Raw genomic sequence first — 22,172 nt, 5'->3', positions numbered from 1 at the left:
TACCGGAGGAACCAGGATTTGAGATCCCTTGAATTTTGCTTCCTCCTTTTTATTGTATTACCTCAAGGATTGCAACACAGGCAATAGCTACGATTATGAAAAAACAAGTTTATACTGCCCTCTTTCTGGCTTGCAGCGTCCCCGCCCTGGCCCAGATCCCGGAAGATGCACTGAGGATGGGCTATACCGTACCCGGAGGAACCGCCCGCTCACAGGCTATCGGAGGCGCCAATGGCGCACTCGGCGGAGATATCAGTACACTCTTCACCAACCCGGCAGGGCTCGGCTTTTACAAGACCAGTGAGATTGTGCTCAGCCCCATGTTCGGTTTCTATAATGGCAAGGGCAGCTTCCGCGGCACCGATGCGCAGGGCAACGCTTTCAACCGCTTCAGCTTGGGAACCTCCGGATTCGTTACCGGCTGGTCTGACCGCTACAGCAATTGGGGCAGCAAGGCTTTCGCCATCGGTATCAACCAGACCGCCAATTTCAATGGCATGACGCATTACAAAGGCGTGAACGATTACAGCTCCTATAGCGAGAACATGGCCGATGAATTTGCCCGTTATTATAGAAGTCAGCGCGAAAGATATCCTGATTACTCCGATGAACAGATCATAGACGATGCGCTTGATGAAAATTCTCTCTCCCTGCTCACCAAGATGGGCTTGTATACTTATCTCATCGATGCAGTAAGGGACAACAATGGAGTAGGTACTGTATTCTCCCGCGCGGAAGAAGCATTTCCCCTCAACCAGGAGAAGACCATCAAAACCACCGGAGGCATTACAGAGATCTCATTGGGTATGGGAGCGAGCATGAATGATAAGTTCTATCTCGGTGGCAGCATCGGCATCCCCATCGTGAACTACAACAGGACTTCCATATACCGGGAATCTGATGTGAACGGAACAGGCAACGATGAATTCGATTTCAGTGAATACAAAGAGGAATACAGCTCCAAAGGAGTTGGCTTCAATGCCAGGCTGGGCATGATCTTCAAACCTGTAGCGCCACTGCGCATCGGTTTGGCGGTTCACTCTCCAACATTCTATGGACTGCGCGACAAATTCAGCAGCATCATGACCACCAACCTTGATACCCTTGACGATATACGTGATGGAAATGGCGGCTTTACCAATCAGGTCTCAGTAGCCAGTCGCGATTTTTTCAACGGCTCCAACCCCAGCTTCAAATATAACAACACTTCACCCTGGCGCTTCATCGCCAGCGGTGCCTGGATGTTCAATGCGGTGGAAGATGTAACCAAACAACAGGGATTCATCTCAGCCGATATTGAATATGTTACCTACGGTTCATCAAGAATGCATTCAGCAGATGAATACGAAAATGAGGGAGATGATCAATACTTCAAGGACCTCAACAATGTGATCAAGGGAGAATACAAGGGAACATTCAATTTCCGTGTAGGTGGTGAGCTTAAGTTCAATACACTGATGACAAGACTTGGATTTGCACATTACGGCAATCCTTACAAAGATGGCGCTCTGAATGCCAGCAGGACCAATCTCAGTGGTGGCCTCGGTTACAGAGACAAAGGCATATTTGTTGATGTTACTTACGTGCACAGTATTTACAAGAACGTAGACTTCCCATACCGGCTCGATAATCCGGATCGCGCCAATACATTCGCAGAAACCACTCAGAACAACGGGCAGGTGATCCTCACCGTTGGAATCAAATTATAAAGTTCGCGTAGTACATAAATATCAAAAGCCCCCTATGGCAAGGGGCTTTTTGATTTGTAAGGTTTACTAAAACCTTAACCCTTCACTTTTGTCTCGTAACGCGATAATTTCGTGAATTCGGATAACTGAAATTACCTGAGACTCGCGTAGTACAAAGTTCGGCTAAAACATTAAAATATTTCAGTATTTAACTTTTTATTGCAATTTTTTGTAATAACTTCTGATAGGCTTCAAAACACATTTCAATACAGCCAATTACAATCGACGCTACAAGGTAAAAAATCATTTTCCTCGTTGGAAATAACCCCTGATTATTTTTTTCACATTTTATTTAATTTCTCTGTGCAGCATTTCCAGGATCGCTTCTTCCTCACCGGGCGAAAACCATTGGAATGCCTTATCTTTTTTGAACCAGGTCATTTGTCTTTTGGCGTAATACCTGGTGTTGCTTTTAATGGCTTCCACTGCATTTTCGAGGGTGCCTTTACTGTCGATATAGTTAAACAGTTCTGCGTAGCCAACTGTTCGCAGGGCATTGAGATCTTTGTAAGGATGAAGTGATTGAACCTCGGCCAGCAGTCCCTGTTCCATCATCTGGTCTACCCGGAGATGGATGCGCTGGTGGAGGATCTCTTTCGGTAATTCGAGGGACAGTTTGATGGTATCGAAATCCCTTGTAATATTCTTCTTTTGCTGGAATTCGCGAATGGAGCGGCCTGTATGCAGTTTCACTTCCAGTGCGCGGATCAGGCGCTGGGGATTGAGGATCTCCCCGTTACTGTAGTAGATGGGATCAAGAGTGGCAACCTGTTGTTGCAGCCAGACCAGGCCGTGTTGCGCATAGTCTGCATTGATCTGCTCACGGATGGCGGGATCGATAGCGGGAATATCATCCAGGCCTTCACAGAAAGCTTTGATGTAGAGCCCGGTGCCGCCAACCATAACAGCAATATCCTTTTCACTGAAAATCTCCTTTGAAGCTTCCAGGGCGTATTGTTCAAAAGTGGCGGCAGTAACACCCTGGTGAATGGAATGTGAATTGATGAAATAATGTTTCACCAGTTGCAATTCCTCCTCGGAAGGTTTTGCCACCCCGATGGTCATTTCCCGGTAACATTGCCGGGAATCTGCGGATATGATGTTGGTATTGAAGTATTGGGCCAGCCGGATGGCGAGCGCAGTTTTGCCGGAGGCTGTGGGCCCACCGATAATGATGACAGTTTTATTGGCCATGATTATTGCTCTTCCTCACCACTGGCTTCGCCGGACTCTTCGGAAGGCAGGTCTTCTCCGTCTTCATTCTTTTCTCCAAACCCTTCAGTGCCGATCAGGAGATCGTATTTCTCTTCCACTTCGGAGAGTTTATCGTGCCCCATCAGTCCTTTTGTTCCGTTCTGTGAGGGCGCAATGCCTTCTGTTCTGATCACAGCAGGATATTCCAGCCTGGAATTCTCATCCTTGGTAACGCCGATCAGCTCAACCAGGAAGCTCCAGTTCTTGACAAAGTCATAGATGTAGATGAACTTCTGGCTCGGGTTCTTGATCTCTGACCCGATCAGCGTTTCCTGCATGAGTAACGGTGGAGCTTCATATCTTTTTTCATATTTCTCCAGCGTGATCTCACGGCCGCGCTGCCAGTTATCATTACTCCTGTAAAAAGTTGCCTGGTGTTTATTATCGAATTCATACGATTTAAGTATCACCTGGTGCAATTGAAAGAATGATTGCGTATGCTTGATCGCAACATCCCGGTAGATGCTATCGTCTTCTTCTAAATAAACCCTGAATTTAAGTACAGCCATAATTACGAATATAATGATCGTTCGTTTCAAAAATAAGACAATATTCTAACTTTTCAGAAGTCCCATTTCAGCGGCTTTTTTCATCATGAAGCGGTAAGCTGCATCATAATTATTTTCTATTTCACCATCAAGAATGGCTTCCCTGATGGCATTTTTCAGGTCACCAACAGGTTTTGAAGGTGGAAGATTGAAAACCTCCATGATCATTTCACCCGTGATGGGAGGTTGCCAGTTGCGGATCTTATCTTTTTCCTCCACTTCTTTCATTCTCTCCCGCACCATTTCGAAGTTTTCGAGAAAGCGCTTCACTTTCTGTTTGTTCTTCGAAGTGATGTCCGCTTCGCAAAGCAGCATGAGGCTATCCACGTCTTCACCTGAATCGAACAGCAATCTGCGAATGGCCGAGTCCGTTATATTCTCCTTTGTAAGTGAGATGGGTCTGAGATGCAGTTCCACCAGTTTGCGCACGAGCCGCATCTTTTCATTTTGCGGCAGTTTCAGTTTGGCGAAGATCTTCGGCACCATCCTGCCTCCCACCACTTCATGCCCGTGAAATGTCCAGCCATGCCCCTGCTCAAATTTCTTGGTGGCGGGTTTAGCAATATCATGCAATAAAGCTGCCCAGCGCAACCAGAGATCATTGGTATGGCGCGAGATATTATCAACCACCTGCAAGGTGTGGTAGAAATTGTCCTTATGTCCGTATCCATCCACATACTCCGCTCCTGCCAGGTCCACGAGTTGTGGGAAGATGATATGCAGCAATCCGCTTTGATACAGCAGATCAAGCCCGATGCTGGGTTTGTTACTGCAGAGGATCTTATTGAATTCATCGGTGATGCGTTCCTGTGATACAATGCGGATCCGCTCCATATTGTCTTTGATGCTCTGGAACACCGGTGGATGGATGGTAAATTCAAGCTGGCTCGCAAAGCGGATAGCACGCATCATGCGCAATGGATCATCACTGAAAGTTTGTGAGGGGTCCAGCGGTGTACGGATCAGTTTATTTTCGAGATCAGTAATGCCATTGAAGGGATCGATGAGTTTGCCGAAATCATCTTTGTTGAGACTGATGGCAAGTGCATTGATGGTGAAATCGCGTCGGTCCTGGTCATCTTTCAAATTGCCCGGCTCCACTTCCGGATTGCGGCTATGGTAGCGATAACTTTCCTTGCGTGCGCCCACGAATTCGATCTCCCAATCATCCACTTTTATCTGAGCGGTTCCGAATGTCTTGAAGAATGCCACGGTAGGTTTGGGCTGAAAACGCTCGGCCACTTTGTGGGCCAGTGTAATGCCATCCCCAACGCACACGATGTCTGCGTCCTTCGTTTTCCTTCCCAGGATCTTGTCGCGCACAAAACCACCGATCACATAACAGGGAACTCCCAGGTCTGCGGCAGCATGCGCGATCTTATTAAAAACGAACAATTCCTTTTCCGAGCATTGAATATCCATAAGCAGTGCAAATGTAAAACAAGTGTAGCATAAGAGGGGGAAGCCGGTGGCTAGGCCCTTAAACTGTTGAGCAGTTGATCGTCCTGTATTTCTTTGGCGCATTTGAAATGACCGAGCGGACAGGCTTTCTTACCATGAAGGCCGCAGGGCCTGCAGGGCAGCGGTTCCATCACTTCCACGATGAACTGTTTATCGGACAATGGCCCGAAGCCAAAAGAAGGCAAAGTAGAACAGTAAACAGCCGTTACCGGTGCATTCACAGCAGACGCGAAATGCATGGGCGCGGAATCGTTCACATAATTCATTACAGCATCCCTCATCAGCGCGGCAGATTGCAGGAAGCTGAGCTTGCCGCAGAGATTCACCACGCCCGGATGATGCACGTTGGTGCGGATCTTTTCAGCCAGTGTTTTATCCCCCGGACCACCGAGCAGGAAAATGGTATAATACCGCGAAACCTTGTTCACAAAACTGGCCCATTGCTCAGCAGGATATTGCTTGGTGAACCAAACCGATGCGGGAGAAATGGTGATATAAGGACTACCTTTATAATGAGCCACGATCTCTTCGTCTACTGCTGAGGGATAGAGATGCGGTTTTTCCGGTGTATCATCGCCGGTGATGTCTTTGATCAGTTCATTGCATCGCTCGATCTCGTGTTTGGTAACGCCGCCACTTGCAATCACATGCTTCACACGTTTGGTGAAGAAACGACTGAGTGGATTCTTATCGTACCCAACAGTATATTTTGCGCCGGAGAAAGCAGTGAGGATGCCGGTGGCAGCAAAGCGTTGCACATTGAACACCATATCATACCTGGTAGCGCGGATCTTTTTCAGGAGCTGAAAAAGATTTTTCATTTTTCCATCTTTCTTATTCCACACGATCACTTCATGGAGATAAGGATGATCTTTCAGCAATCCTTCATTCCCTTTTCTCACCATCATATCAATAGCTGCCGAAGGGTAATGCCGGTGCAACTTTTCAACGATGCCGGTGGCCAGCACCACATCGCCGATAAAAGCAGTCTGAATAACAAGGATCTTTTCTTTAGCCATAGATATTGAATATAGATCAGGGCCTGATTACGTTGACTTCACCATTCTCCCAACGCACAACGGCGGAAGGAGCCGCAATGGAATGATCATTCTGACGATACTCCACCACATAATCGACAGCCTTTTGAATATGCTCCGGTATCTCTGCAAAATTGCGGGGCGTGGGCTCTCCGCTGAGATTGGCGGAAGTGCTTACGACAGGTTTCCTGAAACGCTTGATCAGGTGTCTACAAAAATCTTCCTTCACGATCCTGATGGCGATGGAGCCATCTTCATTCACCAGGTTATCTGCCAGACCAATGGCTCCATTATAGATCACCGTTGTTGGCTTGCTCGCATTGTCAAGATAATCGAATACGGCCAGATCGATACCTGCCACATATTGCAGGATATCCCGCTCATCCGCCAGGAGCACGATCATACTTTTGGAAGCTGCCCTTTGCTTCAGCTCATAGATCTTCTTTACAGCCTCCGCATTGGTAGCGTCACAACCGATCCCCCACACAGTGTCCGTTGGGTACAGTATCAGGCCACCCTGGTCCAGCACTTCCAGGGATTTTTCCACATCGTGGTTGAATTCCATGCTGCAAATGTAATCCATCGGAAACAAGCTTCAAAGGATGGTAATGATCCGGGCTTTTTTCCATATGTTTTATTGGCGCTCAATTGTTAAGTTTGCAGAAAATATCTCGCATGGAACTTCAACAACTGATAGCCGAAGCCTGGAACAACAGGGAACTTGTAAAAGACAATAAATATACAGATGCGGTAAGGGCAGTGATTGAAGAGGTTGATAAAGGAAGACTGCGCGTGGCTTCACCCGAAGGCGATAACTGGGTAGTGAACGAATGGGTTAAGCAAGCCATCCTCCTGTATTTCGCTACACAGACCATGCAGACCTACAGTCTCGAACCATTCGAGTTCTATGATAAAATGACCTTGAAGAAAAATTATAAGGACCTCGGCGTAAGGGCTGTTCCTCATGCTGTGGCCCGCTATGGCGCTTACCTGGCAAAGAATGTGGTGCTGATGCCTTCCTATGTGAACATCGGCGCATATGTAGATGAAGGAACGATGGTAGACACCTGGGCTACCGTGGGCAGCTGCGCACAGATCGGTAAAGGTGTTCACCTGAGCGGAGGCGTTGGTATCGGCGGAGTGCTGGAACCACTGCAGGCCTCTCCTGTGATTGTGGAAGATGGCGCATTCATTGGCAGCCGTTGTATTGTGGTGGAAGGTGTGCGTGTTGGAAAAGAAGCTGTACTCGGCGCCAATGTGGTACTCACGCAAAGCACCAAGATCATCGATGTGAGCGGATCAGAGCCTGTTGAAATGAAAGGCTATGTTCCCGAACGCAGCGTGGTGATCCCCGGCAACTACACAAAGAAATTCCCTGCAGGTGAATATGGCGTTAGCTGCGCCCTGATCATCGGTCAGCGCAAACCCAGCACAGATCTCAAAACAAGCCTGAACGACGCTCTGCGCGATTTCAACGTATCAGTGTAATTCAGCAGGTGACCCACAGGGTTATACTTGGATGGAGCAATTGAAAAAAAATAACCGGATCACACTGGCAGGTTTTGTAATCACTTTCCTGGGAGCCGTGTTATTTTCCACCAAGGCCATCATCATCAAAGTGGCCTTTGCGCATACAGCCATCAATGCGCTTACATTGCTCACATTGAGAATGATATTTTCCCTCCCTTTTTATAGTGTGGCCGCTATCTTGGCCGCAAGGAAACAAGAGAATAAACCACTATCCAGGAATCAATGGACCTGGGTAGTGGTTTTAGGCATTTTCGGATATTACCTGAGCAGCCTGTTCGATTTCATGGGACTGCAATATGTGTCTGCAGGACTGGAACGATTGATCCTCTTCCTCTACCCCACGTTTGCCGTGCTGATCAATGGTTATTATTTCAAGCAGAAGATCAACCGGCTGCAGTGGATTGCATTACTGCTTACTTATCTAGGTATTGGTCTTGCCTTTGCAGGCGAATTACAGCTGGATACAAGCAGTCCGGATTTCTACTGGGGCTGTTTCCTCATTTTCCTTTGCGCTATCACTTATTCCATTTATATCGCCGGCAGCGGGCATATCATTCCCACTGTTGGAGCAGGAAGATTCACTGCTTATGCGATGCTGGCCGCAACAGCTGGTATCTTTTTACATTTTTTGTTTGCCGGCAATTTTGAAATGCTGCGCAGTGCTGCCGGTAGCGCCTGGCTCTACGGATTGTTGCTCGCAATATTTGCAACAGTGATCCCGAGCTTTCTGATCTCGCTTGGCATGAAGCAGATCGGTTCAAATAATGTGGCGATCATTTCAGGGATCGGACCCGTTTCCACCATCTTACAGGCATACTGGATCCTGGGAGAAGAAATTTTTTTCGAGCAGATTGTGGGCACAATGCTAGTAGTGACCGGTGTTTTGCTAATCGGTTGGAAAACAGCGAGAGAAAATAGCTGACATATTTTTGGTGAGTTGAATATAATTTTTATATTTGCAACCCCGAACACGATACCGGAACATTCAAGTAACTTTGAATCAACGGTTTAACACCTGCCCAGGTGGCGAAATTGGTAGACGCACTGTGTTCAGGTCGCAGCGCTCGCAAGGGTGTGCTGGTTCGAATCCAGTCCTGGGCACGCAGAAAAAAAGGTTGTAAGCAATGCTTGCAACCTTTTTTCTTTAGTTTAGATTTCACTTCTAATTTATCTTCGTAACAACTATGGTTGGTGTCAAATCCATAATAGATGAATACCAGTCCCTGAATCTGCATGACGTAATCGATTATGACAAATTCAATCAGTTCTCTATTGTTCATCACTCCAGTAGCATAGAGGGCTCAACTCTGACGGAAAATGAAACCCGCTTACTTTTGGAAGAAGGCGTTACACCTAAAGGAAAACCTCTCGAACACAGCCTGATGGTAAAAGACCACTACGACGCCTTGCTTTTTGTGCTGGATGCTGCCCGAAAAAAAACGCCGGTTACAGTAAATTTTATACAATCCATTAACGCCAGGGTCATGAGGCATACCGGCGGTGTTTACAATACTGTTTTTGGAGAGATCGATGCTTCAAAAGGAATATTCCGCAAAGGGAACGTAAGTGCCGGTGGAAGCTATTTCGTCAACTTCGAAAAAGTAGAACGCTACACAAGCGGGTTAGTTGATAAACTAGATAAAGACTTTTCTTCCGTAAGCACTATAGAAGAACAGTTACTCCTCTCCTTTATTGCACACTTCGACCTGGTTAGCATCCATCCCTTCTATAACGGGAATGGGCGCACAAGCCGTCTATTGATGAATTATATACAGTGCTACTTTGATCTGCCGCTGGCCATCGTTTACCAGGAAGACAAAGTAGATTATTATGACGCATTACAGCAAGCAAGAAAACAAGAAGACATTTCCATTTTTACCGCATTCATGACAGAACAGTATAAGAAATTTTTACTGAACGAAATGCAACAGTTCAGAAAAGATATTGGCACGGAACCTTCTAAAAAGAATAAGAGGATCGATGGCAAAGGATTCTCCATGTTCTTTTAAATAGCATCCTGATCTAAAGATCCAACTCTCTTCCCAACAATCCTTTGTTTATAATTGTATAGAATAAATTCCTTTGGAGCTGAGTAAGAATTTGACTGGTCACCAGCAAATTCCATAATGCCAGCTAATCAGAATAATTTAATCTGAAAGAAAACATATGAAGAAGATAGGATTTCTTTCGTTTGGGCACTGGGCCAAACACCCGGCCTACCAAACCCGTTCAGCAAGCGACACATTGCTGCAATCCATTGACCTGGCTGTAGCTGCGGAAGCAATTGGCCTTGACGGAGCTTATTTCCGTGTACATCATTTTGCAGCCCAACTGGCATCGCCATTCCCCTTGCTTTCTGCAATCGGAGCCAAAACCAGTACAATCGAGATCGGAACAGGCGTGATTGATATGCGTTATGAAAATCCGCTCTACATGGTGGAGGACGCCGGTGCTGCAGACCTGATCTCACAGGGAAGGCTGCAGTTGGGTATCAGCAGAGGATCGCCCGAGCAGGTGATCGACGGCTGGCGATATTTTGGATATGAACCGGCAGAAGGAGAATCAGATGCGGATATGGGTCGCCGTAAGGCATTGGAATTCCTGGATAAACTGCGTGGTATCGGGTTTGCACAACCGAATCCTAATCCGATGTTCCCCAACCCTCCCGGACTGCTCCGGCTGGAACCATATTCAGAGGGCTTGCGCGAACGCATCTGGTGGGGAGCAGCCTCCAATGCCACTGCTGTCTGGGCTGCTGAAAATGGTATGTACCTGCAAAGCTCCACGCTGAAGTTTGACGAAAGCGGCAAACCATTCCATATACAACAGGCGGAGCAGATCAGATTGTATAAAGAGGCCTGGAAAAAAGCGGGGCATCAACGTGAACCGAGAGTTTCGGTGAGCCGTTCAATTTTCGCAATCGTCAATGAGCAGGATCACCGTTACTTTGGGCAGGAAGCCAACCGGAGGGACCAGATCGGAATGATTGAGCCGGGCAGAAATGCCATTTTTGGAAGAAGCTATGCAGCAGAGCCGGATCAGCTTATCAAAGAACTGGCTGCAGACGAAGCTATTCAGGAAGCAGATACTTTGCTTTTGACAATCCCCAATACATTAGGAGTTGACTATAATATTCATGTATTGTCTTCCATCCTGGAGTATGTTGCGCCGGGATTGGGATGGAGATAATCCAACCCTCACACGGAGAAAAGCCTTCACAAATTGTGGAGGCTTTTTGATTTCAATTCAATGCTCTTCGGATGCAGCCAATAAATTCAGGACAGAAGTTATTTATGCTATGCCATTTGATTGAACACAGGAATGTTCCCCTGCTTTCTTCTGATGTCAGCTCTCTGAATTACGTTTTTTGAAAAATAAGACATGGCGAGAATGGCCATAATTCCTGCGGGCAGTAAAATAAAACCTATGTTTCCATCTACCACGGCATGACTGATCATAGCAAATATGAGATTAAAAGTAAGTCCCGCGTAAGCCCATTCCTTTAACCGGTCAGGTATGGCAGGCAGCAATATGGCCAACGCCCCGATAAATTTAAAGAGGGCCAGTGCTACCGCAAAATAATCAGGATAGCCGAGTGGGCTGGTGCCGGCATTGATATACTGCGGTGCAAACAATAAGGTAATGAGGGGCATAATACCCTCGAATAGAAAGATAAAAATAGTTGAGGCCCAGAATATGATTTTTGTCTTTTTCATTTTGTATGATTTTATGAGTGAACACTTAATAGCCAGCTGGTCCGGTAAATGTCAACGATGTTTACCAACGGGTTGCCATTTCCCATAGCGCAGAAGTTCCTGCCGGTGAGTTTATTGATCAGCCTGGAGCGCTCGGTAAAGGAGGAGCATTCGATCAAAATGCTTACACTATTGCCTGTAACAATATTGCACTCATCCGACAAATCCGATCCCACCAGATTAAAATACTCATTTCTCAATGTGGCCCACACTACCGCCCTTCGCATTTCTTTGCTCATCCCAACACCAAGTGGCGTGTCAGCCAGCGTTTGCAACGTCAATTCTCCACCAAAACATATTTGGTAATAGTGGAATGCCTGTCTGCAGTTTCCGTTGAAGGAAAGGTGCACCGCAAATGCCAATTCATCTTTCAAAACTCAATTGGTTTATGATCCGTCACCAGATTACGCTTAGCCGGGAAATTTGCTCATGTCCATATACAATACTTCCCAATGGTTACCATCAAGGTCGCTATAGCTTCTTTGTTGCATGAAACCATAGTCCTTTGGCGAGCCGGGTTCACTGCCACCGGCATTTAAAGCTGCATCCGCCATTGCATTTACTTCTTCAGCGCTATCAACAGAAATGGAGTTGATCACACCGATATCTGTTCTGGCATCAATGATCTTTTTGCTGGTGAACTGCAAGAACTTGTCATGGGTCAGGAGCATTACGTAAATTTCTTCGCTCAATACCATACAGGCTGCAGTTTCATCCGTGAAAGCAGGATTATTGGTAAAACCAGTTTTTGTATAGAATTCCATTGACTTTTTCAAGTCAGCTACGGGCAGATTAATAAAGATTTTCTTTGCCATGTTGAATATTTTTTGGTTATTAGTTTGATAACACAAAAATGGCCCGAAAGCATGAAACCAGTGTTGTGGTAATGCGACAACTTCGGTGGGTAAAAATGACAGTGATGCACTATTTTTACTATAAAGTTTAAAGCTTATGCAGGTAACAGTTTTTGCCCCTGAGAAAGGCGTAATAGAAGCGGTAACACCGCCGTACCGCGCATTCAAGGCAGCCAATGACTTTCTTGGAGCGCTGGGCAAAAAGCCCATTTTTGAAGTGGAATACGCGGGCCTTACCAACCTGGTTTCGGCAAACGACGGTGAATACACGATCAAAACTGATCGCCTGATCAGCGATGTGAATAAAACCGACCTGTTGATCATACCGCCTGTTTACGGCGATATTGAGGATGGAATAAAGATCAATAGTGATGTTATTCCTTACATCCAAAAACTGTACAGGAATGGCTGCAGTATCGCCAGTTTGTGTTTAGGCGCCTTCCTCCTGGCGGAAACCGGACTGTTAAACGGAAAAAAATGTTCCACCCACTGGGCTTACCTCGATGAGTTCAAAGTACGATACCCACAAATAGACGTGGTGGATGGCGCCATTATCACTGAGGTGGGAAATATTTACAGCAGCGGTGGCGCCAGCAGCCTTTGGAATCTGATCTTATACCTGATTGAAAAGTTCTCCGACCGTGAAACGGCTATATTGATCTCGAAAAACTTCGCACTGGATATTGGCCGCAACAGTCAGGCCCCATTCACCATATTCAAAGGACAGAAAAAACATGCGGACGATGAGATCATGAAGGTGCAGGAGTACATCGAGAAAAACTACAACGACAAGATCACGATCGATGAATTGGCTGCCATCGTCAATTCCGGCCGCCGCACCTTCGAACGCAGGTTCCGTCAGGCAACCAACAACACTCCTCTGGAATACATCCAAAGAGTGCGTATGGAAGCTGCCAAGAGGTCCTTTGAAGCTTCACGGAAAAATGTAAGCGAAGTAATGCTTGACGTGGGATATACTGATACCAAAACTTTCCGGGATACTTTCAGGAAAGTTACAGGACTGACGCCAATCGAATACAGGAACAAATTTGCAAAGGTTGCCGTAGAGATGTAGTTCCACCGGTCTGGCTTGTTTGACAAACTATTCCCGGGAAGAATTCACTACTACAGAAAAAAATCCAGACAGTGCTCGCAAAAGTTGCCACCAAACGTTTGCAGGGTATTCCGGAACAATCTGCAATCAGCTGCAACAATCTGACAGCAGACCCTTGAAATTAGATCCACATTGACTTGACCCTTTTATTAAAGATGTTTATTGGTATCCCATTACAAAAAAGATTCCTTCTTTTTAATTTACCGCAGAAAAAATGAAGTGTAATATCAATCCAGCAACTCTGCCAGTTTCTCATCCAGCTCATTACCATCCCCAACACTCCTCAGCACTATCTTTCCATTCTTATCCACCAGGATCTTGGTAGGAAACACTTTCACTCCATACTCTTTTGCGATATCATTCGTTTCCCGGTTATTCAACACCTGCAGCCAGGTAATGCCGTCTTCTGCAATGGCTTTCTTCCAGCTTTCCTGTTGCTTTTCCTTTGTGCCGTTTTCAACTGCCACTCCTACTATTTCGAGCCCTTTGGATTTATACTTTTCATACACAGCCTTAAGATGGGGATGGCTTTTTCTACAAGGGCCGCACCAGCTTCCCCAAAAATCGATCAACACCACTTTTCCCTTCATCGCAGCAATGTCCACCATATTCCCATCAAGACCTTTCGCTTTGAAAGGCTTAATGACCCTGTCTTCAGATGTGACGCCCACATTATCCAGTTCAGTTTTTATGGTTTTTCCCAATACGCTGTTCCTTACTTTTTCCGGAAACCCTGCCAAGGTATTTGAAGCTTCCCTGTTGTTGATCAGATAATAGTACCAGGAAAAAACCTCCAGGGCGGCATATGAACTGGCATGCTGCTTTACAAAGGTCTTCTGCCATTCGCTCAGTGATGAATCTATAGCTTCCCTCCTGGCATCCTGTTCAGGACTGGCTTTCTGATCGGCTGTTTTGTAAATGCTTTTGATAATTTCCCAGCGTTCTGCTTCCATCTTTTTGGCAACAGACCGGTACTTTTCATAATCATTGATCTCCTTGTCGGCACTTTTCACAGTGAGGAACAATGGATCATTCGCATCACCTTCTACAATAACCGTTGCGCCTGCCTTCAACAGGAATACTGGTTGTGGCCCTGGGATGGATGCACCGGGAACGTTGATATTCATCGATGGATTTCGTACAATCATACGCTGCTGCCTGGGTTCCTTTATCCATAACCGGTAGATCCTGTAGCCATCTTTCAATGTATAAGCAGAATCAAAATGCCACTTATCACCAATATTGTAAGGAAAGAACATAGGGTACATCCCTGCATTGGCCATCTTCACTTTAATGGTGGCGCTGTCTTTCATGGATGAGGGTCCCGTCTGGGCACGGAGGGATGCGGAAGGGATTAAAAAGAGCATCAGTATTACAGAGCAAAAACAGGTTCTTCTGATTTTATTATCAACTATGTATTTCATCATTTAGAGATTTTGAATGTTAAGGATTGTTTTCCATTCCAGGATTCTGGCTCATCAATTTTTGCGCGAACCGCAGTGCAAATCGTTCTGGTCTCAAAGTAAAACTGGTGGTGCCCCCATCTTCTTTGTATAACGTATGTGTATAACCGACGGTGGCACTGAAATCCGGATCTACAGATAGTCTGCGCATATCGAACCACCTGTATCCTTGTACGGCGAACTCCCGGATACGCTCTTCGAGAATGAATTTTACCAGTGCTATTCTATCAGCAGTAATTGCATCGGGAACAGCTGCCTCAGCTACAGGCATTCTTTTCTTGCGAAGCGTTTCAACATCGGCCTTACCTCCGCTCAGATCATTGAGCCTTGCCCTGCACTCTGCTCTCAACAAATAAAGATCGGGCAGCATCACACCAAACAGTACGGAGATGGGACCGATACGCCGCATGAGACCATGAGGATAAGGCGTGGAAGCCGAATAAGGAATATTTGAAAAGAACTTCAAACGCCAATCGGAATTTTTGAAAAGAGAAAAGGCCTGAGGCGTGAGTACAAATTCATTATTGGTAAAACTCCAGTAATTGGAGAATTGCTTTGTATACAGGTTCTCCGCATTGTTGGTTGCATTTGGATAAACAGGACCGAATGCACCGATGGGAAGAAAGGATCCTCCAGTACCGAAGGTTGCATTATAATCATACAATTGTAACGGAATGGCAGCTTCCGTTACATTATCAACTGCCGCATTCAGTAAAGGAAGTGCTTCATTGAATTTGCCCATGAACATATACACTTTGCCCAGCAACACTTTCGCAGCTGTGCCTGACATGATATAACGGTTTGTCAGGGAAGCCGGCAGATCGGGGATCGCAGTGGTAAGATCATTCAATATGAAATCATATACCTCTTTCACTGTAGCGCGCGTAAAGGAGGTTGCAGTTACATCCGCTTCGGTAATGATCGGAAAGCCGGGATCAGTGGCTGCGCTCGATTCCTTATAGGGCAGTCCATAATAATTGATCATTAGGAAATTGGTCCAGGCCCTGCTCGCTTTTGCCTGGGCGATGAGAATTTTCCTGTCCTGTTCCGTGCCTTCAGTCAATCCCATCACTTCATTGATCACCTTATTGTACAGGTAGATCGTTTTCATCAGCCCCATCTCGTGGGCATCTTTCTCTGGTTGATACACTACATCTTCCCATTTGAAAAGTCGTTGCATCCTGATCGGGTCATAAGGAATGAACCCGTAGCTGACACCCCTGAAATGAGGCTCTACTGCCGCAATTTCATCACCGAGCGCTACCTGTGCATCCATATTCGCCCCGGCAGCATAATCTGCTACAAAGGGTGCATTGTATAATAGTCGTTGATAGTCGAGCAGGTTCTTTGCGATCAGTTTTCCCTTTGGATTGATCTCCAGGAATTCTTTTTTGCAGGAGCTCATGCTCACCAGCAACAGAACCAGGGAAAAACAATGCAGGCTATAATTTGTAATTCGTCTCATTTGTTTTCAATTGTAACTGTGATCAAAAGATTACGTTCACTCCTACCGTTATGGTTCCCTGATTCCACCTGTAATTGGGCGCTGCGGAAGCATCGGCCAGTGGATTGGATGGAAGCCTTACTCCATAAGATGGTTCATGGAATTCAGGATCGATATCGTAGCGATTGGCTTTCCACAGCATGATATTCGACACCTGCACCCTGAATGTGATCTCATCCGATCTCAATCTGCTTATGATGTTTTGGGGAAGACTGTAAGACAAAGTGATATCACGGAGTTTGATAAACGAAGCGCTTACCACATTGATATCGCCTCTCGAATAATAAGCAAGTTCTCTCCGGCTCTCACTTGTTGAAACATCGGCTACATAGGAAGGAACATTCGTTCTCTGTTCATCTCCTTCTTTTTGCCATCTGTTCAGGAAATCGGGATGGATCTGTCCACCGAGAAATCCGCTGTTATCGCTACCTCCCAATATGCTTCCATGCACCGGCCTGTTGCTGGCATAGGGAAAGTAAAATCCGGACACATCCCTTCTCATCACATGCCCCAGATTGAAAACCATATTGGTGGTCAATCCAAATCCTTTATAGCGGAAGAAATTGGTGAAGCCGCCACTCCATACGGGCTGGTAAGTGCCCATAAAAACGATGTCTTCCGGGAAAGCGGCAGATGTTTCTTTGGTAGTTTTTCCATCGGCCAGCCTGATCTTCGGATCTCCCATTTCATCGAGGCCGGCAAACTGGTAAGCAAAAATCGCAAAGGCGGCATAACCGGTCAGGTATTGTGAATTGATCTTGTCCCGGGCTGTAGTAACAGCAATAGGGCTATTGAGCTGTGTGATCGTATTTTTATTGTAGGCAATATTCAGCAAACTGCTCCAGCTGAAATTTTTTGTACGCAGATTGATGGAGTTCAGGCTGAGTTCTATTCCCGTATTTTTCAGGTCGCCAAAATTTCCAATGATGGCAGAATAACCGGTAAAGCCATTAGCCGGCATGCGACCTAACAGGTTCTCCGTTTTTTTGCTGTAATAATCCAATGACCCGCTAAGCCTGCTTTTCACCAGACTGAAGTCCAGACCCAGGTTGATCGTTTTGGTGCTTTCCCAGGTCAGGCGTGGGTTTGCGGCTGTAGCAATGCTGAGACCGATGCCGCCGGGAAGATTTGCATTGGATGCAGCAGACAATACATCGTAGGAAGAAGCAGTGCCCGGCGCAGGCGAATTACCGGTAATGCCATAGGTTGCCCTGAAAGCCAGTTGCTCAATCCAATCCAGTCCGCTCATGAATTGCTCTTCACTGAGCGTCCATTTCAAACCAGTGCTCCATACCGGTCTGTTCTGGGCAGATTTGTCCAACCCATACAGATTGCTTTTATCTACCCGCCAGCTACCGTTGATCGTATATTTTCTATTGTAGGTATATCCGGCGTTTGCATAGTAGGAAGTAAATCTTGTCTGGCTTTCCGACTGGAAAAATGGAACGCCATAGAAATAATTCCTTCCGAAAGTGGAAGGTATAACGGTATTGGCTACCCCATTGGTACGCAATGCAGCATAATCGATCAGCGCAAATGTCTGAAGGGCTTCATCATATCCCCAGACTGTACTGGCATTGGTATTGGAAAACAATTCCTGTGCTTCCTGGCCTGCCAGCAGTGTCAATTGATGAAGCCTGTTGTTCCAGGCATTATCATAGACCAATTGATTTCTGATGGTCCAGTTGGTCTGGTTCCTGTTGTTCACATTGTACTTGCCGCCTGTGGAAGGCAGGTAGTAGGTGGGCTTTCCATTGGGAGTAGTTGGAGCTACCGTTAATGCGGCCAGTTCCGTTCTTACTCCATAACTCTTTTCTCCATCGAAACTGGTGGTCTTATTGGTTCCCTTCACATACCCGTACAATCCTTCGAACCTGAGTCCATTCACGAGTCTGACAGTCAGTCCTGCTGTGATCCTTCCGAGGATGCCATCGCTTTTGGTATATCCGTAATTGAATTCATCAAGGGGAATATAGTCGAGATTCAACCGGCTCTTATTCTGAAAATCTTTCATAACGGAATCACTGGCTATGCCCATATATCCCATCGGCAGGTTATTTCCATTGGCATCCCTGAATAACTGGTAAGGATAGAATCGGTTATCGATATTGATATTCCTTTTGGATGAGGTCCTTGTATTGGTGAGGTCTGTGATCAGATAAAGCTGAATATGTTTGTTCAGATTGAGGTCTTGCCGAAAGTTTACTTTATACGAATGATTTTCATCGCCGGGCCTGGGAGAACGGGTATCTGTATAGGCCAGTGAACCATAAAAAGAATAGGCTTTTGATCCGCCTGACACAGATACCGTATGGTTCATCAGCGATGCTTTGCGGAACCAGAGGTCTTCGATCTGTTGCAGGTTGTTGATGGAAGCCAGGCTATCGAGACTTTTGCGGGCATCCGATTCGGAGATAAGCCCCCTGTACCTGTTGTATAAGATTACTTCATGTGGCGGCACACCGGAACCGGCGCTATTGGAAAAAGAACTTACATCTTGCCAGGGAAAGGTAACAGGATCGAAGATCTCTTCAACAGTTTGAATATATTGCTTGCTGCTCAGCACCGGCATATATTCCAGGTCCGGCATTCCCTGAAAATTCATGAAGGCATTGTACCTGACCCTGATCTTCTCGTTCATATTGCCTTTGCGGCTGGTGATCACTATCACACCATTCGAAGCCCGGGCGCCCCAGATGGAAGCAGCTGTAGCATCTTTCAATACGGTAATATCGGCAACGTCCTGCGGGTTGATGGAAGCAATATCATCCATTTGAATTCCATCTACAATAAAGAGCGGATTCCTGTTGGTGCCGGAATTATTGGAGTAACGGTTATAAGCATCCGGAACACCCAGGGTGTTCAGTCCGCGGATCAGGAGAGGATTAGGAGAATTCGGAGCATTGTTCACCGTTAGTCCGGGCACCAGTCCGTCAAGACGTTGCAGTATATTCATGGAACTGCTTCTTTCCATCACCACTGCAAGGTTTGGTTTGGAATAGGATCCTGCGCTTCTTTCTTTCGATAATTTCTGGTAACCGGTATTCACCACGATAGTTACTTCTTCCTCAGATTTTATCCTGACTTTTACCGTTATCGCACCCAGGTCTTTTCTTCCGTTCACTTTTACATCGATCGTTTCGATGCTGACCCCACTAATGATCAGTATTGCATTTTCATCCACATCTTTCAGCGTGAATTCTCCATTGAGATTGGTGGTAGTTGCTTTGGGGGATCCTTTTACAGTAATAGTGGCTACCACCGGTTCACCGGTTTCATTCAAAACCTTCCCTTTGAGATCAACCGGCGGAGGCCAGAGCAGTAGGACTTCTGCAGATGGTAGCATGGCAGCGGGTTTGCCGGAAAGCACAATGGTTTTGTTCCTGAACGTATACCTGAAAGGTTGTTCACTGAGCACCTGGTCCAGAAACTCAGCCAGTGGCATGTCCCGCGCGCGAATGGAAACGGGATGGGCGGATTCCAGGATCGTTTTGTCGAAGAAAAAAACATATCCGGTTTGTTTCTTGATAACATTCATGATCTTTTCGATCCTCACATTATCGCCGGAGAATGTGACCGATGCCTGCGAAAATCCATTGGCAGTTACCTGCATACAGGCGATCAATAAAAGCATGGCCGTTAGTTTCATGATCAGCAGCGTTTTGGCGGTGAGCCATCTTCCCGGTAGTGCATAGGGAATCTGAACAATTTGCATACTTTTGCATTTGTTTGGTTTGATAATTAAGCAGTCTGCGAGGACCTTTTTTATTATCCAGACGTATACCGGTTCCTGCTCCACGGGAGCCGGTTTTTATTTGGATAACATTTGATGCTGGTAAGCTTTTCGCTTATATGACGAGCAAGTTGATGTTCGGGCTGTATTAAGGTTTGATGATGAGTGTGCGCCCCTTTATCTCGTACCTGATACCGATGTCTTTGAACAATAACAGTAATTGAGATAAAGACAGATCCCTTGTGATTTCTCCGGCAAATATCCGGTCGGGAATTTCCCCTTCATATTTTATGTCGATATCATACCATCTTGCCAATTGATTCATTACAGTTGGCAAAGGCATATCATTGAAATTGAACAATCCATTTTTCCAGGCCATCACTTTTTCTATATCGGCCTTATCGATGATCTGAGGCGCTGATTGCTGATCCTGGCCGATCTGTACTTCCTGTCCCTGCTTCAGGATCACACCGGATGCTGCTTGCCGGTCCTTACCAGTATTGGTCAGCCTGCTTACTTTGATGCTTCCTTCCAGCAATGTAGTGTTGATACGTTTATCATCCAGGTAAGCATTTATATTGAACGCAGTGCCCAGCACTTCCACTTCTGCCTGATGATCTATCACAACACGGAAAGGCATTTGCGGATTGCTGGTTACTTCGAAATAGGCTTCGCCACTGATCTCCACCTTTCTTTCCTTACCGGTGAAACTGGCAGGATAACGAATGGAGCTGGCTGCATTCAGCCAAACATTTGAACCATCTGGCAGGATCACCTGGAACTGCCGTCCTTTGGGAGTAGACATTGTATTGTAAACTTCCCTTCCTGCATTTCCTTCATATCGCAGTATACCATTCTCAACACGGGCCACGGCTCCATCCTGCAGCGCCACTATCCCATTCTTCATTGTATCCAGCAGCACCACTGCACCATTGTGGAGAGTAAGCATTGCTCCTTGTTTTCCCGGAGCCACATCGTTGTTCTTTGCCACTACAGGCAGGGAGCCTGATTTTCGTTCGGCAGCACTCCACCAGAAGAAATATCCTGCCGTCAACAGCAGTACTACTGAAGCCGCTACCCACCATCTGCGCAGGTATGCTATGCGAGGTATAGAAGCAACTTTACGGGAAACCTGATCCACAGCAACGATCTGCCGGATCTCAAATTCCCAGGATACCTCATCTTCGGCAAGCTTTTCCGTTGTCTGATGAAGCTGCGCCTCCAGCACGGAAGTAAACACTTCATGGTTTTCTTCTGTAGCCAGTGTTTTCAGTTCCTGCCATTCCTGGTCAGACAACTGCCCTTTATTGCATCGGTTGATCAAGTATTGTAGCCGCTCGTTCACAGTATCAAATTAGGTTCTATCAATAATGGCTGAGCAGCCATTCATTTTGTCTATCGGGAACCAAAAAAAAGTATAAAAAAAATATAGAGGCCGGATTCAACGAGTTTGGCCCTTATGGAATCGAGTGCTGCCGCCACTGCATTCCGGGCTGTACTGGCCGAAATATTGAGTTGCATTGCGATCTCATTGTACTTTAGACCTTTCTCTTTATACAATTGAAAGATCTGTTTACGTTTGGCAGGCATTTCATCCACTGCTTCCTGCACCAGCTTCTGAGCTTCACGGAATAAGACATCCTGGTAAGTAATATCCTGTGCAGGTGCAGCACGGGATGCGGCAATGGCATCGAGCCTTTCAACAGACCTTAGTTTCGCCATCCAGGTATAGGCCCGGTTTGCAGCCACTTTATACACAAAAGCATCGAGGTTATCGATATCGGGCAGTTTAGCCCTGTCGAGCCAGATAGACAGGAAGGTATTCTGCAGCATATCGCTGGCGGAAGACTCGTCGCGGGTGAATTTTCTGAAAAAAGGCAGCAGTGTACGTGCATAGTGACGATAGAGAACAGCAAAGGAGTTTTCATTTCCTTCCGCTATTTCCCAAAGCAGTTCTTTGAAATTATATGGATGAATTTCCGGCAACGCTAACACTTGAAATTTTCAGTTAGATCAGCAAGCATCGATGATAGCAGGATAGGCAGCTGGCCGGGAGACATACCTGTATAGGGTTATCTGATCTCAGGCCTTAACTGGTGAAAGATAGCGAAAATAAAAAAATCGGGCATGAAAAAAGCCTGCAAGGAATCCTTACAGGCTTTCTCTATTAT

19 protein-coding genes and 1 tRNA gene are annotated in these 22,172 nt (G+C 46.2%); 7 read left to right on the top strand and 13 right to left on the bottom strand.

Annotation, left to right across the window (positions count from 1 at the left end):
• Window positions 1-95 precede the first annotated feature (95 nt).
• Window positions 96-1,709: an OmpP1/FadL family transporter gene (locus FSB84_RS15340; RefSeq protein ID WP_130538820.1), complete on the top strand. Its 1,614-nt coding sequence runs from the start codon at window positions 96-98 to the stop codon at window positions 1,707-1,709.
• Window positions 1,710-2,036: 327 nt separating this feature from the next.
• On the opposite strand, the gene miaA is transcribed toward FSB84_RS15340, so the two are convergent.
• Genes miaA through FSB84_RS15315 form a run of 5 tightly spaced genes read right to left on the bottom strand, consistent with a single transcriptional unit; the run spans window position 2,037 to window position 6,631 of the window.
• Window positions 2,037-2,942 (bottom strand): tRNA (adenosine(37)-N6)-dimethylallyltransferase MiaA, encoded by a 906-nt coding sequence (gene miaA, locus FSB84_RS15335; protein ID WP_130538819.1) that lies wholly within the window; start codon window positions 2,940-2,942, stop codon window positions 2,037-2,039.
• 2 nt (window positions 2,943-2,944) lie between these two features.
• Entirely contained in the window at window positions 2,945-3,511 is a 567-nt protein-coding gene (locus FSB84_RS15330) for an IS1096 element passenger TnpR family protein (protein ID WP_130538818.1), read from the bottom strand.
• Between the two features lie 45 nt (window positions 3,512-3,556).
• Window positions 3,557-4,972: a CCA tRNA nucleotidyltransferase gene (locus FSB84_RS15325; protein WP_130538817.1), complete on the bottom strand. Its 1,416-nt coding sequence runs from the start codon at window positions 4,970-4,972 to the stop codon at window positions 3,557-3,559.
• Window positions 4,973-5,022: 50 nt separating this feature from the next.
• A complete protein-coding gene (locus tag FSB84_RS15320; protein ID WP_130538816.1) occupies window positions 5,023-6,030 on the bottom strand; it encodes a glycosyltransferase family 9 protein in 1,008 nt (335 codons plus the stop codon).
• Window positions 6,031-6,046: 16 nt separating this feature from the next.
• Window positions 6,047-6,631, bottom strand: a complete 585-nt coding sequence (locus tag FSB84_RS15315) for an L-threonylcarbamoyladenylate synthase (protein ID WP_225980077.1) — start codon at window positions 6,629-6,631, stop codon at window positions 6,047-6,049.
• Window positions 6,632-6,723: 92 nt separating this feature from the next.
• Between FSB84_RS15315 and FSB84_RS15310 the strand changes: the two genes are divergently transcribed.
• The 5 genes from FSB84_RS15310 (at window position 6,724) to FSB84_RS15290 (ending at window position 10,767) form a co-directional block, all read left to right on the top strand.
• Window positions 6,724-7,536, top strand: coding sequence for a 2,3,4,5-tetrahydropyridine-2,6-dicarboxylate N-succinyltransferase (locus FSB84_RS15310; protein ID WP_130538815.1), 813 nt, complete (start codon window positions 6,724-6,726; stop codon window positions 7,534-7,536).
• 31 nt (window positions 7,537-7,567) lie between these two features.
• Window positions 7,568-8,500, top strand: coding sequence for a DMT family transporter (locus FSB84_RS15305; protein ID WP_130538814.1), 933 nt, complete (start codon window positions 7,568-7,570; stop codon window positions 8,498-8,500).
• 95 nt (window positions 8,501-8,595) lie between these two features.
• Window positions 8,596-8,679 (top strand) — tRNA-Leu (locus tag FSB84_RS15300).
• 83 nt (window positions 8,680-8,762) lie between these two features.
• On the top strand, window positions 8,763-9,587 hold the full coding sequence (locus FSB84_RS15295) for a Fic family protein (protein ID WP_130538813.1): 825 nt from the start codon (window positions 8,763-8,765) through the stop codon (window positions 9,585-9,587).
• Between the two features lie 157 nt (window positions 9,588-9,744).
• Entirely contained in the window at window positions 9,745-10,767 is a 1,023-nt protein-coding gene (locus FSB84_RS15290) for an LLM class flavin-dependent oxidoreductase (RefSeq protein WP_130538812.1), read from the top strand.
• Between the two features lie 107 nt (window positions 10,768-10,874).
• Here FSB84_RS15290 and FSB84_RS15285 read toward each other — a convergent pair whose 3' ends face one another.
• The 3 genes from FSB84_RS15285 to FSB84_RS15275 are packed head-to-tail and all read right to left on the bottom strand — an operon-like array spanning window position 10,875 to window position 12,148.
• Complete coding sequence (locus tag FSB84_RS15285; RefSeq protein WP_130538811.1) at window positions 10,875-11,294, bottom strand: DoxX family protein; 420 nt, start codon at window positions 11,292-11,294, stop codon at window positions 10,875-10,877.
• Window positions 11,295-11,305: 11 nt separating this feature from the next.
• The gene (locus tag FSB84_RS15280; RefSeq protein ID WP_130538810.1) at window positions 11,306-11,707 is read right to left on the bottom strand and encodes a VOC family protein; all 402 of its coding nucleotides are present in this window, start codon (window positions 11,705-11,707) and stop codon (window positions 11,306-11,308) included.
• A gap of 36 nt (window positions 11,708-11,743) precedes the next feature.
• The gene (locus FSB84_RS15275; RefSeq protein WP_130538809.1) at window positions 11,744-12,148 is read right to left on the bottom strand and encodes a VOC family protein; all 405 of its coding nucleotides are present in this window, start codon (window positions 12,146-12,148) and stop codon (window positions 11,744-11,746) included.
• A gap of 136 nt (window positions 12,149-12,284) precedes the next feature.
• On the opposite strand from FSB84_RS15275, the gene FSB84_RS15270 reads away from it, so the two are divergent.
• The gene (locus tag FSB84_RS15270; RefSeq protein ID WP_130538808.1) at window positions 12,285-13,262 is read left to right on the top strand and encodes a GlxA family transcriptional regulator; all 978 of its coding nucleotides are present in this window, start codon (window positions 12,285-12,287) and stop codon (window positions 13,260-13,262) included.
• 266 nt (window positions 13,263-13,528) lie between these two features.
• Here the strand turns inward: FSB84_RS15270 and FSB84_RS15265 are convergent, their stop codons facing one another.
• The 5 genes from FSB84_RS15265 to FSB84_RS15245 form a co-directional block, all read right to left on the bottom strand.
• A complete protein-coding gene (locus FSB84_RS15265) occupies window positions 13,529-14,668 on the bottom strand; it encodes a TlpA family protein disulfide reductase (RefSeq protein WP_158643925.1) in 1,140 nt (379 codons plus the stop codon).
• A 76-nt stretch (window positions 14,669-14,744) separates the two neighbouring features.
• Window positions 14,745-16,229, bottom strand: coding sequence for a RagB/SusD family nutrient uptake outer membrane protein (locus tag FSB84_RS15260; RefSeq protein WP_130538806.1), 1,485 nt, complete (start codon window positions 16,227-16,229; stop codon window positions 14,745-14,747).
• Window positions 16,230-16,251: 22 nt separating this feature from the next.
• The gene (locus tag FSB84_RS15255; protein WP_130538805.1) at window positions 16,252-19,983 is read right to left on the bottom strand and encodes a SusC/RagA family TonB-linked outer membrane protein; all 3,732 of its coding nucleotides are present in this window, start codon (window positions 19,981-19,983) and stop codon (window positions 16,252-16,254) included.
• A 166-nt stretch (window positions 19,984-20,149) separates the two neighbouring features.
• Window positions 20,150-21,346 (bottom strand): FecR family protein, encoded by a 1,197-nt coding sequence (locus FSB84_RS15250; protein WP_130538804.1) that lies wholly within the window; start codon window positions 21,344-21,346, stop codon window positions 20,150-20,152.
• 50 nt (window positions 21,347-21,396) lie between these two features.
• The gene (locus FSB84_RS15245) at window positions 21,397-21,987 is read right to left on the bottom strand and encodes an RNA polymerase sigma factor (protein WP_158643924.1); all 591 of its coding nucleotides are present in this window, start codon (window positions 21,985-21,987) and stop codon (window positions 21,397-21,399) included.
• Window positions 21,988-22,172: the final 185 nt, after the last annotated feature.

The sequence above is a fragment of the Pseudobacter ginsenosidimutans genome (assembly GCF_007970185.1).
GTDB lineage: Bacteria > Bacteroidota > Bacteroidia > Chitinophagales > Chitinophagaceae > Pseudobacter > Pseudobacter ginsenosidimutans.
This window is presented reverse-complemented; position numbering and strand designations above follow the sequence as displayed.